Raw genomic sequence first — 14323 nt, 5'->3', positions numbered from 1 at the left:
AATTATTTCTTAAGAAAATTATTTAAATTAGATAATTATATTAAGCAATGAGAAATCTTTAGTATTAAAGTAAAAAGCTAAATTTTATACATTTGATATATTTTTAGCTTAAAGACATTGGTAATTTAAATTTGTTTAAATAGGCTATAATCCGCCAAAAAGGAGAGATAATGCTAACGCATTTAGATGAGAAAGATCGTCCAAAAATGGTCGATGTGAGCCCAAAAGATCCAACAAAAAGAGTAGCAACTGCTAGTGGGATCATCAAGATGAGCAAAGAGGCCTTTAGAGCGATCAAAGAAAATACTGGTAAAAAAGGTCCAGTCATCCAAACAGCTGTCGTTGCTGCGATAATGGGTGCAAAAAAGACAAGTGAGCTAATCCCGATGTGCCATCCACTAGCTATTTTAGGTGTGGATTGTGATATCGAGGAGCTACCTGAAATTTGCGCTTTTAAGCTTTATGTGAGCGTAAAAATAGAGGGTAAAACAGGCGTTGAGATGGAGGCATTAACTGGCGTTAGCGTGGGGCTTTTGACCATTTATGATATGGTAAAAGCTATAGATAAAAGCATGGAAATAAGTAATATTGTATTAGAGAGTAAAACAGGAGGAAAAAGTGGCGAGTATATGCGATCTAAATAACAAAAAAGCAAAAATTGATTACCCAACGTATTGGGAATACAAAATAATATTTGATGCTGATGTCAATGTAGAAGAAAAGGTAAAAGAGATAGTAAAAGATAGAGAATTTAAGCTAGTCTTTTCAAAATTTAGCAAAGATAAAAAGTACGCAAGCTATGACTTAGCCGTGCTAGTTTTGAGCGAAGAAGAAAGGCTAGAGATATTTTCTGCACTAAAACACGAAGCAAAATACGTTTTATAAGGTAAAAGATATGAACAGTTTAGAACAAAATTTACATGATTATAAAAGCAGCGATGGCTTATTAATAAGCATAAAAGCTCTTTGCAATAACTTCTTTCAGGATGCTGCAAACAAAGATATAAATACTTTGCCAGAAATTTTAAAGGCTAAAATGAATGAGCTTTATGACAAAATGAATAAAGAAGATCTCATAAATGCAAAAAATCTAAAAAGTGCCATGGAGGGGATAAATCAGGCCATTGTCGGTACTGAAGAAAAGGCGCTTTACGAGCTACTTGATAAAAAAGATGAGCTAAATCGTGTAATAGAAGCAAAACGAGAAGAGATAAAAAATAGGCTCAAAATTTCATTTGAAGCAGCTGAAGAAGTCGTAAAAGATAGAAATTTTAGTGAAAAAGAGGAAATTTTAGAGCTTTTAAACAATGCGATCATTAGAGAAACAAGACTTCTTGGTATCTTAAAAGAGAGCGCTCAAATCGCATTTTTGACAACTCTTGAAGGTGCAAAAGATGTCGAGGAAACAGCTGGTGCTATAGCTAAAAATATGACTTATGTTGCGATAATTGGAGGTGAGTTTAGTAAAGAGCGAATACTTGAAATTTCAAAAAACATCATCATAGCAGCGGCAAATTTAGCAGATGAGGGTCATATCTTTGCAAAAGAGCTGATAAGTGGAGCGATAAGTGGCACAAGAGATGGCATTTTAAGAGCCATAGAAAAGCTTAAAGATGAGGCGAAATTTGCTCCAGATGAGCTTAGGCTAAACTCGCAGCTACTAAACTTAAAAAATATTGATGAAGAATTTATAGCCTTGCTTAGGGAACTTGAAAAAGAATTTGAAGGTGTAGCAAGAAATGAGATCGAAAATGTGATAAATAGCGAGCTAGATACAAATCTAGCAAAATTTAAACGCATTAGCGATCAAGCAAGAGAACAGATTATTTCAAGGATAGAAGAGTTAAAGTCAAACGGCATGGCAAAGCTTATGAGTGAGGCAAATAATAAATTTGAAGCCTTAAAGCAAGAGCTAAACGACAAGAGTAAAAAGCTAAAACTAAATTTTGATACAAACGACAAAATAGAAGAGATCAAACAAGAGATCGCTAATCTTGAGAAAAAAGCCAATGAAAAATTTGAAGACATCAAACAAATTGACATCAAATCAGAAGCCAAGAAATTTGGAGATAGGGCTTATCAAGCTGCAAAAGATCTGTTAAATGTTATTAAAAAAGATAAAAAAGAAGATTAAATTATCAAGAAATTTTTCCTGAAAGATGCTCGCACTACATATTCTTGCCAAGTGTGAAAATTTCTCCACACTTGGCTTTTACTTTTTAAAGCTTTAAAATCACAAAAATAGATAAAGTAAAAATGCTCCTAAAATCAAGCGGTAGATGACAAAAGGAAGCATCCTGATTCTTGAGATGATCTCCATAAATAGCTTAACGCAGAGATAAGCACTAACAGCACTTATAATGACACCAAGGGCGATGTCACTCCATGGCAGAGCATTTGGGTCTTTTATAAGCTTGATACTCTCAAGCCCACCAGCTAGGATAATGACTGGGATCGACATCAAAAATGAGAAATTCGCACTTCCCTTGTGGCTAAATCCTAAAAATAAGGCTGCCGTCATCGTTATGCCTGATCTTGAGACGCCAGGAATGAGCGCCACAGCTTGAGCAAGGCCGATAATAAGCGCAAATTTTATGGTCATTTCATATTCGCTTTTATTTGTCGAGCGAAGATCTGCAAAGTAAAGTGCTATGCCAAAGACGATCGTAGTAATAGCGATCACAACGCCGCTTCTTGCGTACTCTTCGATAATGTTGTTAAATAAAAGCCCAAAGATCCCAACTGGAATGGTAGCAAAGCCGACACACCAAACAAGCAAGCTATCGCCCACCATCTTTCTTTGTGCTATCGAGGTAAAAAAGTCGCGAAGTAGCTTAAAAATCGTATCTTTAAAATAAAAAAGTATCGCGCTTAGCGTACCAACATGCACTGCCACGTCAAAAGCAAGCCCTTGATCTGGCCAGCCAAGTAGCTTTGGCACCAAGATGAGATGAGCCGAGCTAGATATCGGCAAAAATTCGCTTATACCTTGCACCAAGGCCAAAACAATAACATGAGAAATTTCCATAAAATGCCTTTTTTGATTTTAGATTGCAGTTGGGGATTTTACTCCCCAAGATTAAATTTATATAAGTTCGCTAGCAAAATTTGCAAGCTTTTGCGGAGTAAATCCAAAGTGATCAAATAGCTCATTCGCCTTTCCGCTGGCGCCAAAGCCGCTCATGCCATAAACCGCGTCGGCAAATTTATACCACTCAAGGCCAGTTGCGGCTTCGACTGTGATGATGGTTGTATTTTTGTCTAAAATTTTAGCCACGTATTCATCTGGCTGCTCGCAAAGTAGGTCAAAACAAGGTGCTGACACGATGTTTGCGCCAATACCTTGCTCAGCTAGAATTTCAGCTGCTTTTACACAGAGTGAGACCTCGCTACCGCTTGCTATAAATGTTATCTTCGCATCTTTTGCCGAGCTTAATAGATATGCGCCGTTGCTAATATCGCCAAATTCGCCTTTAGTAAGTGGCTCAAGCCCTTGGCGACTAAGTACAAATGCGCTTGGAGCATTTAAATTTAGAGCCACTTGCCAACTAGCCACATTTTCGTTGCCATCAGCTGGGCGGAAAGTGTAGAAATTTGGCATCGCTCTAAATGTGCTAAGCTGCTCGATCGGCTGATGCGTCGGACCATCTTCGCCAACACCGATGCTATCGTGTGTAAAGACAAAAAAGTGCTTGATGCCCATGAGTGCTGCTATCCTTGCACTTGGCTTTAGATAGTCGCTAAAGATGAAAAATGTTGCTGAAAATGGCAAGAAAAGGCCGTATCTGGCGATACCGTTGTTTATAGCTGCCATGGCGTGCTCTCTGATGCCGTAGTGGATATTTTTGCCATTTGGGAAGTCGCCCATACCCTTTAGCTCAGTCTTATTTGACGGAGCAAGGTCAGCACTACCACCGATAAAGCCAGGTAGTTTTTTAGCTATTTCATTTAAAATGGCATGGTTTGTATCTCTTGTGGCTAGCTTCTTGTCGCTAAAGTCTGGAAATTCGATCTTGCTAAAGTCTGGATTAAGAAGTGAGTTTAATAAATTTTTGCCTTCAATGCTTAATGCCTCGACCTTTTTGTTCCACATAGCCTCTTCCAAATCGCCCTTTTCTACCGCACCTCTAAATCTTAAAAGCACGTCCTCGTCAATAGCAAATTTCCTCTCAGGGTCAAAGCCAGCTGCGGCCTTTGCCTTTTTGATGATCTCTTCGCCAAGTGGTGCTCCGTGGCTGTGGTGTGAGCCCTCAAGCTCCATTGCGCCGCGTGCTATGCGCGTGTTTGCGATGATGAGATATGGCGACTCTTTCTCGTTTGCTTGCTCAAGTGCAAATTCGATCTGGTCATAGTCGTGTCCATCGATGCGTGCGACCTCCCAGCCCTGCGCCTCAAACCTAGCTTTAACGTCCTCACTAAATGCGATCGCTGTGTCGCCCTCGATCGTAATGTTGTTTGAGTCGTAGATGAGCACAAGGTTGTCTAGTCTTAAATTTCCTGCGATTGAACATGCCTCGTAGCTTATGCCCTCTTCTAGGTCGCCATCGCCACAAAGACAGTAAATTTTATGATCTATTATTTTATTATCTGGTTCATTTAGCACGTTTGCAGCGTATTTTTCTGCCATGGCTAGGCCAACTGCATTTGCTACGCCTTGACCGAGTGGGCCAGTAGCAACCTCAACGCCTGGAGTATGAATTTCTGGGTGTCCTGGAGTGTTTGAGCCAAGTTGGCGAAAATTTTTAAGCTCATCAAGGCTTAGATCGTAGCCGCTTAGATGTAAAAAGCTGTAAACCAAACTTGAGGCGTGACCACCACTAAAAACTAGCCTATCTCTGTTTAGCCATTTTGGATTTTTTGGATTGTGTTTTAAAAAGTTGCTTAAAACCACCATAATATCAGCTAGACCCATAGGCGCACCTGGGTGTCCGCTGTTAGCGTTTTGCACCATGTCAGCGCACAAAAATCTTATAGTATCGGCTTGTTTTTTTAGCATATGATCTCCTTTTATTGCACCAAATTATACAAAAAAGTGATTAAAACTTGCCTTGCATTTTTGTCGAAAATGTCTAAATAGTAATATAAATTTTTTAAATTTTTAGTAGTAAAAAAGCTAGAAATTTCTAGCTTTTATCTAAGGTGTTTATTTGTAAGCTCTAAGATCATCTTTGCTATGCCAGCATTTATTTGTTTTAACGCCTCTTCTATCTCGCAAATAAGCTCGTCTTTTTTCTTTTTAGCACCCTCAAGGCCAAGTAAATTTGTAAATGAGTTTTTGGCTAAGTCGTTGTGCACGGGCTTTCCAGCAGCTGCCTCGTCGCTTGTAAGATCGATGATGTCGTCTTGTATCTGAAAAGCAAGGCCAAGCTTTAGGCCGATATCATAAATTTTCTCACACTCTATTTCGCTTAAATTTGCTATCACAGCGCCCATTTTTAGGCTAGCGGCGATGAGCTTCGCAGTTTTGTGGATGTGCAAAAAGACTAACTCATCTAGGCTTAGCATCTTGCCAGATAGGCCAAATTTAGCCTTTGTACTTTTGATGTCCTCTTTGTTCGTATTTTCAAAAAAACAATCCAGTGCCTGGCCTAGCACCATGCCGCTAACTCCAGCATTTTGGCTTAAAATTTCCACGCATTCTATACGCGTGTCGGCTGGTAAATCGGCACGTGAAATTTCATAAAAAGCATGCGTATTTAACGCGTCTCCTGCAAGTATTGCAGTAGTCTCGTCGTAGGTTACGTGAAGTGTTGGCGTGCCGCGTCTTAGGCTTGCGTCGTCCATAGAAGGAAGATCATCATGAATGAGCGAATAAGTGTGCATCATCTCAAGCCCCAAAGCCACCCTCATCGCCTTTTGCGTGAGGCTTTTATCCACGCTTTCTACCACGCCAAGAAGCAAAAGCGCCCTAAAGTGCTTACCTCCAGCCTTTAGCATAACGCCAAGCGCCTCCTCATAATAAGGGTGAAAGCTAGGCGCCTTTGGCAAATTTGCGTTTAGAAATTTTACAAAGTCCTCAAGTAGGCTCATTTTGGCACTCTCGCAAAAAACTGAAAGTCATTTCTAGTAAATAGAAGCGTAAAATTTTTTAATTCACCAAGCTTCTCTAAAAGCTCTTCACGACTACTCACGCTTTGTTTATCAAAACCCAAAATTTTATCACCGATCTTGATGCCAAAAATTTCTGCATTTGACTTTGGCTCGACCTTTGTAACGACTAAATTTTTATCCACCGTGATACCATAATCCACCAAAATCTTATCATCAAGCATTGTTTGTGGCTCTTTTGGCATGATGTTAAAATTTGGTATATCAAGGCTTGAAGGGGCGTCTATATCGAGGCTTTGGTTAAATTTCACATCCCCACTTACTGGCACCTGAAAGAGCATTTCTTGCTTATCGCGCTTCACGATGATGTCAAGCTTTGCGCCCTTTGGAGCAAAAAGTACCATCTCATTTAGCTCTCTTAAGCTCTTTGGCTTGATGCCATTTACACTCACAAGCTCATCATCGACCATCATCATCTTGCCACGGCCCAAAGGATCGACAAGACCCACAAAAAATTTATCCTCTTTTTGTAAAAATTTTACGCCGATATCGCCGTAGTATACGTCATCGTAAGATACAAAGTGTTTTAAATAGCGATTTGGTATAAATTTATCAGCCCCAACAGCTATGCCTATCATCTTGCAGCAAGGTGTGTTTATCTCGCCAGTCGCGTTATACTCGAAGCTTAGCGTATCAAAATCGCCTAAATTTTGCCCCAAAGACTTGATGTGACCCATGACGGTGTTGTTAGAGTCATTTAAAATGCCAACCCAAGTGCTCTTTTTGATGCGCTCCTCGTTGGTCTCATCAGCCATCACGACAGGGCTTAGCTCCTTGCTAGAGCGGACTAAAAAGAGCTGCAAATATGGGTCAAATTTGACATATTCGCCAAGTGGAGCTCCTTCACTTTTTGGCACTGCGATTAAATTTTTAGTGATAGCCACACCAAAGTGTTTATTTACAGAGACGATCGAGTTTTTGTTCTTTTCAAAGCAGGCGTTAAAGTCCTCTTGCGTAGGCCTAGGATCGGCGTTTAGGCAAAGCGCTGATAGCAAAAAAGCGAGGGCAAATTTATATTTTAGTCTCATTTTATCCCCATCGAAGCAAGACCGCCAAGCATCCTTGATGCGGTGTTTTTCTTATCGGCCTCAACTGATTTTAGCACGTCATTTACGGCGCTTATTAGCAAAATTTGCATACTCTCTTTATCTTCAAGCAAGCTATCATCTATGCTGATATCAAGTATCTCGCCACTGCCGTTTGCCCTCACGCTCACTAGCCCGCCACCGCTTTTTGCACCAAATTCTTTATTTTTGCTCTCTTCTTCCATCTGCTTGGCCTGCTTTTGCACATCCTCGAGCATCTGCCCCATCTTTGAAAAGTCAAATCCCTCAAACATCGCCTACTCCTTTATGATCTCGTTTTTGTTATTTACGTGCACGATGGTTGGCTTAAATTTCTTAGCCTTTTTAAATTTCATGCTAGCGTAAGCCACGATGATGACCACATCGCCCACGCAGACCTTTCTAGCAGCTGCGCCGTTTAGGCAAATTTCGCCTTTTTTGCCCTTTATCACGTAGGTGGCAAATCTCTCGCCATTATTTACGTCTAAAATTTCAACCTTTTGATTTTCTATCAAATTTGCAGCTTTTATAAGCTCCTCGCCGATGCTGATCGAGCCAACATAGTTTAAATTTGCGTCTGTTACGACGGCTCTGTGGATCTTGCTAGCTAAAATTTCTATATTCATTTTTACCTCTTTAAAAGCTCTTTTACTACTTCTTTGTCGCTAAATGGGTGCTTGACGCCATTTATCTCCTGATATGGCTCGTCGCCTTTGCCAAGTATGACAAGCGCCCAGCCAGGCTCAAGCTTACTAATGGCTAGCGCGATCGCCTCTTTGCGGTTGGCGTTTCGTATCAAATTTTCATTTTGGCTCATGCCAGCGCAAATTTCATCAATTATGCTCTCTGGCTCTTCGCTTCTTGGATTGTCACTTGTGACGATGCAAATTCTTGCGTATTTTTGAGCTATCGCTCCCATTTTAGGGCGCTTTGTCCTATCTCTATCGCCGCCTGCGCCAAAGACAGCTATCAAATTTAGATGTCTAAGCGAGTTTAGCACCTTTTCTATGCCATCTGGCGTATGAGCAAAGTCCACGATGACAAGCGGATCGGTGCTAACGACCTCCATCCTGCCACTAACTCCTTTAAATTTGCTTATTGCACTTGAAAGCGCGGTCGCATCTGGGTGCTCCAGCAAGCAAACAGCGCCGAGTGCTGCAATTAGATTATAAAGATTAAACTCGCCTTGCAAGCTTGAGTCTATCTCCACATCGCCATTTGGTGTCTTGATAACCGCGTCTATGCCGTCCTTTAGCCCATAAACTATCGGCGCAAAGCTGGCTGGCTTTTTGAGCGAATACGTATAAGCGTTTTTTGGATTAAATTTAATGCCATTATCATCAGCATTTATAAGCTTCATGCAATCATCATCAAAAAAGCTTGATTTTACTCTAGCATACTCCTCCATGCTCTTATGGTAGTCGAGGTGGTCTTGAGTCAAATTTGTAAAAATTTTTAGAGCAAATTTCAAGCTCTCTATACGTTTTTGGGCGATTGCGTGTGAGCTAACCTCCATCACAAAGTACTCACAGCCCTGCTCACTAGCTGCTTTAAGGTAAGAAAGCGTCTTTAAAATAGCACTCGTCGTAAGCGCCTTGTCATCTATCTGCTCACCCTCTATAAATGCCCCTCTCGTACCACTTAGTCCGCATTTTTTGCCTAAATTTCGTAAAGTCTCATAGATAGCAGCAGCCGTTGTGGTCTTGCCATTTGTACCTGTGATGCCAACTATCTTTAAGCTTTCATCGATTTTTAAAAGCTTTTTACACTTTTCAAGGCTGATTATCTTTGCACCATTTTTTACCGCTACCTCTACAAATTTTGCGTTTGCAGCAGTTTGCACGAAAAATGAGCCATTTTCGCACTCGTTTGAGTCATCTGTTATGAAGCTATTTTCTACTGATATTTTCATCGTTTTGTCTTTTTTGTATCTCTTTAAAAAGCTGATCTATACGCTCATCACCACCAAACATCACCGCCGCACTCTCAAGATAGTTTATGCTCATTTCGATGAAGTCATTTTTTATCAAATTTCCCAAAAATTCTAAAAAATCATCTTTGTTTGAGATCATTACCTTGGTTGAGAACATGATATTTTCAAAGACCTTTTTGAAGCTCCCGTCCTTATAAACAGCCTTTTTAAAGTCCTCGTAGCTGATCGCGTCTTGCTCTTCAAAATACTCATCGCTAGCCAATCTTGATTCTAAAATTTTTAAAATTTCATCCATTCCTTCATCATCTTCGCCAGCTCTTAATTTATCCATAAAATAGTCAAATAAAAGTTTTGCTTCCTCTGCATTTTTCTCGCCAAGGGAGCAAATTTGTATCAAAAATAGTAAATTTTTATCCTGTGTCTTTTCGTAAGCTAGAGAGAAGTAAAAGATCGCTTCTTTAAATTTAGAACGTTTGAAGTATTTAATGCCTATTTTTTTATAATCTATCAATGTCAAATTCCTCGCCGATCGGGATATTTACGACCTCAAGCTCTGGGTGAATATCCATACGAAGTTGTCTTTCGAGTCCATATTTTAGTGTAGTTGTGCTAGCTGCACATCCATGACAATGTCCTGTGAGTCTTACGTAAATTTTGCCGTTTTTTATGCCAAGTAGCTCCATGCCACCGCCATCATTTTCAAGCATCGGTAATACCTTTTGCAAACTCGCACTGACTGGTTTTAAAAGTTCTTCATCGCTAAATGGGATCATATTTTTTCCTATTAAATTTTTGGGCTATTATAGCAAAATAAAAATGCAAAAAATAATGGCTATATTTTTGCTTAGTGCTAATTTCGCTTTATAATTTAAACCTTTTTGATACGCCTAGTCAGCTTTAGTTTTTAAATATTTGAGCTAAAATTTAGTAAATTTTTGATTATAAGTTTTAGGATAAAAGGGCAAATTTTGCCCTTTTTGTTTAATCTATTAGAAGTGATTTTATATCTACTTTTTGCTCGATCATCTTACTCTCGAGCATAAATTCTTGCGTAGCTTCAAGTGCTTTTATATCATCAGCCGTAATCTTTGGACTAAAGTCATACTGCGGATACATACTCTTTACCGCCTCTATGCTAAGCCCGGTCTCTTCAGCTGTAAATTTTAATGCCTCTTCCTCATTTGCTTTCATAAAAGCCAAAATTTCATCTTGAGCCTTTTTAAATTTTTCAACTAGATATTTATGCTTTTTGTAAAATTCTCCACTTGTTGCCGTGACGATGACTGGAGTGATGACGCCCTCGCCTGTTGTGACTACATTTAGGCCTGATTTTTTAGCATTATAAGCAGTTGGTCCAGCAAGAAGTGCTGCATCGACACTGCCATTTTCAAGTGCAGCTTGTGCAGCTGGGATACCCATAGAAACGAACTCTACGTCATTTATACCAAGTCCACCAAGAGCAAGATACCTAACCAAAAGCTCATTTAATATCGTACCTTTTGGCCCTGCTATTTTTTTACCTTTTAAGTCTTTAGCGGTTTTTATGCCTTTATCTTTAGCAAATATCGCAAAAGCTTCAGGTGCTCTTGAATATGCACTTATGATCTTTATGTCAGCTTTATTTGCCACGGCAAGTATGACTGAAGTTCCACCCACGCAGTTTAAAAACTGAAGTGAGTTTGAAGCAAGCGCTTGCGTTTGTTTCGCACCTGAGGTGATCTCGGAGTACTCGACTGGCATGCCAAAAGATTTAGCATAAAAGCCTTTAAATTTATCGACGATTGAGGGAACGTTTAGCGGCGATTTGACGTAGGTCATGCCGATCTTATCTAGCTCACTTGCGTTTGCTACTAGGCAAAGCAAAGAGGCTGCACACAAAATCTTAAAAAACTTTCTCATATTTGCTCCTTTAAAAATTTTTCCAAATTATATAACTTTTTGCTTCGTTTTGGTTTTAATTATCATTTTACAAAATACTAAATTTCGCTCAAAATTTTGCGTTTTACGGCTATTAGCTCCTCACTTAACAGATCTCTTGGCCTTGCTAAATTTGATAGGTCGTAGTTTGATTTTATCCTGCCCTTTTCAAGCAAGATGATCTCGTCTGCTAGATATAGGGCTTCATCGACATTATGAGTGACAAAAATGATGGTTTTGCCGGCTTGGAGCTTTAAAATTTCAGCCTGCATGCTGGCTCTCGTAAAAGCATCAAGTGCTGCAAATGGCTCATCCATAAGGATCAAATTTGCCTCGTACGCAAGCACTCTTGCAAGCGAAACGCGCGAACTCATGCCGCCAGATAGCTGCGAAACAGCGGCAAATTTAAACTCACTAAGCCCTATCATTGATATGAGCCTATCTATCTTTGCCTCGTCTATCTCATGCTTTTTAAGCGCAAATACGATATTTTCATAGACATTTAAAAAAGGCATGAGCCTAGGCTCTTGAAATACAAAACCGATCTTTGCTTGCTCTTTAAATTTTATCTCGCCTAGACTTACGCTCTCAAGTCCAGCAACAAGCCTTAAAAGAGTCGTTTTACCGCAACCACTTCTGCCAAGTATAACGGTGATCTTATCTTTTTTTATGCTTAAATTTAGCTCTTTTAAAACGTCGATACGCTTGCCATTAATAAAAAAATGCTTGGATAAATTTAAAATTTCTATCATTTTTCACTTCGTAAAAGGCTAAATTTAAATATCAAAAATAAAAATACTCTATCTATAAGCACACCGCAAATTCCTATCGTAAAAATGCCTACAAATATCCTATCTGCACGCGAAAGCTCCTCAGCGTCAAGTATGAGATAGCCTAGCCCGCTAGAAGCTGCAATCATCTCCGCTCCCACAATCGCTCGCATCGCGTAGCCAAAACCTATGCGCATACCGACAAAGATATCCCTTATGGCATTTTTTAGGATGATTTTGTAAAAAATTTCAAATTTGCTAAAACAAAAAATTTTACCAACTTCAATAAGCTTCACATCGCAACTAGTTAGCCCTTTTTGGATACTTAAAAACATTGGAAAAAACGATGCTAGGATGATAATAATAATTTTTGGTGTTTCGTTTATACCAAACCAAAGTACCAAAATAGCAATAAGGCTAAGTGGTGGAACATTTCTAAAAAACTCTAGTATCCACTCATAATAAATACTAGCTTTTGGAAATAGCGCCGCCACTCCACCAAAAGCAAATGCCAAAACAAAAGCAAAAGCATAACCAATAAATATACGCTTAAAGCTAATCATCACATGCGTTATTAGCTCGCCACTTAAGCTCATATCAAACATCGTTTTAAGTGTCGTAATAGGACTCGGCAAGATATAGGGCGTGAAAATTTCTAGTTCACAAACGACCTGCCAGAGAGCAAAGATCACTAGGATCAAAACGCTCTTTTTTAAAATTTCTATCACAGCCCATCTCCATTGTGACAGCCGTTTTCGCAGTATAAAAGCTCGATGATCTGATAGTTTTTAAGCTCGCTAAATTTATATGAAAATGCGTTTTGTATCTTTTCTTTACTGCATAAGCTTAGTGTTTTTATGCCTAAATTTTCAAAAAATCCAGGTGGGATCGGGCTTGATTCTATTTTGCTTATTTGTAAATTTATGTCGTTTAGCTCTTTAAAATTTTTCCATGTTAAAAATGTAGTTCGCTCTAATTTTAAAGAATTTCCAAGCTCAGCCAAGTCCTCACAAGGCGTTGTTATATAAAGCCACTCGCCTTCTTTTAGCTTCGAGCTAAGCTCAATGGCGCTTTCAATTAAAATGGGATTTAAGCTTGAAATATTATTTGAAAATTCTTTGAAATTTGATCTTATAAAATTTACAGCTCTTGGACAGCGACTGTCTAAAACCATGCCTTTAGAGCATAAATTTTTATATGAATTTTTGATATCGCTAACATGATCTTTTTCGCACTCTACTATGTTAAAGCCCTTATTTTGCAAGAGCTCTTTTAACGCAGAGAAGTCATACATATTTTTTACAACGGGATTTAGCCAAAGTAGCTTTCTCACGAGTTCTCCGTAATTTTAATAATAGAAATCAAGATTCTATCATTTAAAAATTTAAACCAAGTAAAAAGAGCCTCTTATGACTAAAATCATAAAAGATAGGCGGTACAAAAAGCTAAACTTAGCCTACACTTTTATATCTAGTTTATGTTTTTGCTCCACTTTTTCCATTAGTTTTAGTATATCAACTCCGTTTTTCTCAAGCTGCATTAGCTCCTTAAGATAGGCAAATTTCTCATCTTTGTTGATGTCGTAAGTAGCCAGTTTCTCGCTTCGTCCGATCACTGAAGCATAGACTTTGTTGCCATCAAGTTTGTCTGTATTTTGCACATTATAAAGCGAGAGCACGCCCTCTACCACCTCTTTAAAATCCGCCCCACTCTTCATGCCAGCTTTCATAAGTGTAAGAAATCTCTGTCTGCTCTCTTCATCAGTGAAATTTATATTTTGTAGAGTTTGATACTCAACTGGAGGCTTATTTGTACTAGTTAGCATGGAGATAGCCTTTTTACCTATCGTAATGCTTTCTACACCGACTCTTTCGCCAAGATACTGCCTAAGCGCATAATCAATCCACTTATCTTTAAACTCATCTATGCTTAGGTCTTTATCAAGTATCTCAAACCCTTCCACGTGGCTCTTGTGGCCAAGCCCAAGAAGTGTGTTACCATCAAGTTTTGATGTATACTCTTTTGCAAAGAGATCGACATCTGTTGGATAATATCCTATGATCTCTTCGTGAGCTCTGCCAAAGCCAAGTGCTTTGGTCTGATTGATAAAATTTTTGAGATCATTTATCTCATCTTGGTTGACTTGTTTGTCATATCCCATGAGCTTGCCCCAGATGCTTATCTTGCCATTAGCAGCCATGCCTGAGAGTGAGAAATTGCTAACAAATGTTAGATTCTTGCTATTTTTTTGAAATTTTATCGTATTTGTTTCATTTAAATTTATTAAGCCAGCTCTAGTATCAGTATGACTTTTTTGTTCATCAACCAAACTGCTAGATAAATCATTTAAAGAATTTTTGTCTATATTGGATTTAGTATTTTTAGTATCAAGCTCTTGCGCTCTACTACTTTGCGAGCCAATATAAAAATTTGTCCCAACTCCATTTACACTACCTATCATCTGTCTATTATACACATTTCCGAGCCCACGAGACCCTAAGACATCTCGTATGCCGTCTTCTGCTTGAAAA

The 14323-nt window shown here is 38.9% G+C and carries 17 protein-coding genes; 3 read left to right on the top strand and 14 right to left on the bottom strand.

Features of this window, described 5'->3' with window-relative positions; all coding sequences use genetic code 11:
* Nucleotides 1–167 precede the first annotated feature (167 nt).
* From moaC to F3G69_RS00715, 3 genes are read left to right on the top strand one after another with little or no spacing between them, the layout of a single operon-like run.
* Nucleotides 168–644 carry a cyclic pyranopterin monophosphate synthase MoaC gene (gene moaC, locus F3G69_RS00725; RefSeq protein WP_180382178.1) on the top strand — a complete coding sequence of 159 codons (477 nt, stop codon included), beginning with the start codon at nucleotides 168–170 and terminating at the stop codon, nucleotides 642–644.
* Nucleotides 619–885: an HP0495 family protein gene (locus F3G69_RS00720; RefSeq protein ID WP_103601054.1), complete on the top strand. Its 267-nt coding sequence runs from the start codon at nucleotides 619–621 to the stop codon at nucleotides 883–885. Before moaC ends, F3G69_RS00720 begins: the two co-directional genes overlap by 26 nt.
* 10 nt (nucleotides 886–895) lie before the next feature.
* Nucleotides 896–2134, top strand: a complete 1239-nt coding sequence (locus F3G69_RS00715; protein ID WP_103601053.1) for a hypothetical protein — start codon at nucleotides 896–898, stop codon at nucleotides 2132–2134.
* A 99-nt stretch (nucleotides 2135–2233) separates the two neighbouring features.
* Here F3G69_RS00715 and F3G69_RS00710 read toward each other — a convergent pair whose 3' ends face one another.
* The 14 genes from F3G69_RS00710 to F3G69_RS09680 form a co-directional block, all read right to left on the bottom strand.
* Nucleotides 2234–3028 carry an undecaprenyl-diphosphate phosphatase gene (locus F3G69_RS00710; protein ID WP_084109878.1) on the bottom strand — a complete coding sequence of 265 codons (795 nt, stop codon included), beginning with the start codon at nucleotides 3026–3028 and terminating at the stop codon, nucleotides 2234–2236.
* A gap of 57 nt (nucleotides 3029–3085) precedes the next feature.
* The gene (gene tkt / locus F3G69_RS00705) at nucleotides 3086–4996 is read right to left on the bottom strand and encodes a transketolase (RefSeq protein ID WP_149714128.1); all 1911 of its coding nucleotides are present in this window, start codon (nucleotides 4994–4996) and stop codon (nucleotides 3086–3088) included.
* A gap of 134 nt (nucleotides 4997–5130) precedes the next feature.
* Nucleotides 5131–6030: a polyprenyl synthetase family protein gene (locus F3G69_RS00700; RefSeq protein WP_149714127.1), complete on the bottom strand. Its 900-nt coding sequence runs from the start codon at nucleotides 6028–6030 to the stop codon at nucleotides 5131–5133.
* Nucleotides 6027–7136: a DUF7488 domain-containing protein gene (locus F3G69_RS00695; protein WP_149714126.1), complete on the bottom strand. Its 1110-nt coding sequence runs from the start codon at nucleotides 7134–7136 to the stop codon at nucleotides 6027–6029. Before F3G69_RS00695 ends, F3G69_RS00700 begins: the two co-directional genes overlap by 4 nt.
* Entirely contained in the window at nucleotides 7133–7447 is a 315-nt protein-coding gene (locus tag F3G69_RS00690; protein WP_002941513.1) for a YbaB/EbfC family nucleoid-associated protein, read from the bottom strand. The genes F3G69_RS00695 and F3G69_RS00690 overlap by 4 nt, the downstream gene beginning before the upstream one ends.
* A gap of 3 nt (nucleotides 7448–7450) precedes the next feature.
* Nucleotides 7451–7798 (bottom strand): aspartate 1-decarboxylase, encoded by a 348-nt coding sequence (gene panD, locus F3G69_RS00685; protein ID WP_002941539.1) that lies wholly within the window; start codon nucleotides 7796–7798, stop codon nucleotides 7451–7453.
* A gap of 2 nt (nucleotides 7799–7800) precedes the next feature.
* Entirely contained in the window at nucleotides 7801–9084 is a 1284-nt protein-coding gene (locus tag F3G69_RS00680; RefSeq protein WP_149714125.1) for a UDP-N-acetylmuramoyl-L-alanyl-D-glutamate--2,6-diaminopimelate ligase, read from the bottom strand.
* The gene (locus F3G69_RS00675; protein WP_107687355.1) at nucleotides 9062–9616 is read right to left on the bottom strand and encodes a histidine kinase; all 555 of its coding nucleotides are present in this window, start codon (nucleotides 9614–9616) and stop codon (nucleotides 9062–9064) included. The genes F3G69_RS00680 and F3G69_RS00675 overlap by 23 nt, the downstream gene beginning before the upstream one ends.
* Nucleotides 9603–9878: a NifU family protein gene (locus F3G69_RS00670; protein WP_021091089.1), complete on the bottom strand. Its 276-nt coding sequence runs from the start codon at nucleotides 9876–9878 to the stop codon at nucleotides 9603–9605. The genes F3G69_RS00675 and F3G69_RS00670 overlap by 14 nt, the downstream gene beginning before the upstream one ends.
* Before the next feature lie 208 nt (nucleotides 9879–10086).
* Complete coding sequence (locus F3G69_RS00665; protein ID WP_107793578.1) at nucleotides 10087–11004, bottom strand: NrtA/SsuA/CpmA family ABC transporter substrate-binding protein; 918 nt, start codon at nucleotides 11002–11004, stop codon at nucleotides 10087–10089.
* Between the two features lie 77 nt (nucleotides 11005–11081).
* Nucleotides 11082–11774 carry an ABC transporter ATP-binding protein gene (locus F3G69_RS00660; RefSeq protein WP_107793579.1) on the bottom strand — a complete coding sequence of 231 codons (693 nt, stop codon included), beginning with the start codon at nucleotides 11772–11774 and terminating at the stop codon, nucleotides 11082–11084.
* Entirely contained in the window at nucleotides 11771–12520 is a 750-nt protein-coding gene (locus tag F3G69_RS00655; RefSeq protein WP_107793580.1) for an ABC transporter permease, read from the bottom strand. Before F3G69_RS00655 ends, F3G69_RS00660 begins: the two co-directional genes overlap by 4 nt.
* Nucleotides 12517–13125, bottom strand: a complete 609-nt coding sequence (locus tag F3G69_RS00650; protein ID WP_107793581.1) for a hypothetical protein — start codon at nucleotides 13123–13125, stop codon at nucleotides 12517–12519. The genes F3G69_RS00655 and F3G69_RS00650 overlap by 4 nt, the downstream gene beginning before the upstream one ends.
* Before the next feature lie 123 nt (nucleotides 13126–13248).
* Nucleotides 13249–14323, bottom strand: a 1075-nt coding sequence (locus F3G69_RS09680; protein ID WP_508610270.1) for a Cj0814-related protein, incomplete at its 5' end; no start/stop codon positions are given.

The sequence above is a fragment of the Campylobacter concisus genome (assembly GCF_902460625.1).
Classification (GTDB): Bacteria; Campylobacterota; Campylobacteria; order Campylobacterales; family Campylobacteraceae; genus Campylobacter_A; species Campylobacter_A concisus_AD.
Note: the sequence above shows the minus strand (reverse complement) of the source record. Positions and strands in the feature narration are given on the sequence as shown.

Coding starts and splice junctions, on each gene's coding strand:
- F3G69_RS00695 (WP_149714126.1), bottom strand. CDS start 7,136: ATGAGACTAAAATATAAATTTGCCCTCGCTTTTTTGCTATCAGCGCTT.
- tkt (WP_149714128.1), bottom strand. CDS start 4,996: ATGCTAAAAAAACAAGCCGATACTATAAGATTTTTGTGCGCTGACATG.
- F3G69_RS00700 (WP_149714127.1), bottom strand. CDS start 6,030: ATGAGCCTACTTGAGGACTTTGTAAAATTTCTAAACGCAAATTTGCCA.
- panD (WP_002941539.1), bottom strand. CDS start 7,798: ATGAATATAGAAATTTTAGCTAGCAAGATCCACAGAGCCGTCGTAACA.
- F3G69_RS00660 (WP_107793579.1), bottom strand. CDS start 11,774: ATGATAGAAATTTTAAATTTATCCAAGCATTTTTTTATTAATGGCAAG.
- F3G69_RS00710 (WP_084109878.1), bottom strand. CDS start 3,028: ATGGAAATTTCTCATGTTATTGTTTTGGCCTTGGTGCAAGGTATAAGC.
- F3G69_RS00690 (WP_002941513.1), bottom strand. CDS start 7,447: ATGTTTGAGGGATTTGACTTTTCAAAGATGGGGCAGATGCTCGAGGAT.
- F3G69_RS00680 (WP_149714125.1), bottom strand. CDS start 9,084: ATGAAAATATCAGTAGAAAATAGCTTCATAACAGATGACTCAAACGAG.
- F3G69_RS00665 (WP_107793578.1), bottom strand. CDS start 11,004: ATGAGAAAGTTTTTTAAGATTTTGTGTGCAGCCTCTTTGCTTTGCCTA.
- F3G69_RS00715 (WP_103601053.1), top strand. CDS start 896: ATGAACAGTTTAGAACAAAATTTACATGATTATAAAAGCAGCGATGGC.
- F3G69_RS00670 (WP_021091089.1), bottom strand. CDS start 9,878: ATGATCCCATTTAGCGATGAAGAACTTTTAAAACCAGTCAGTGCGAGT.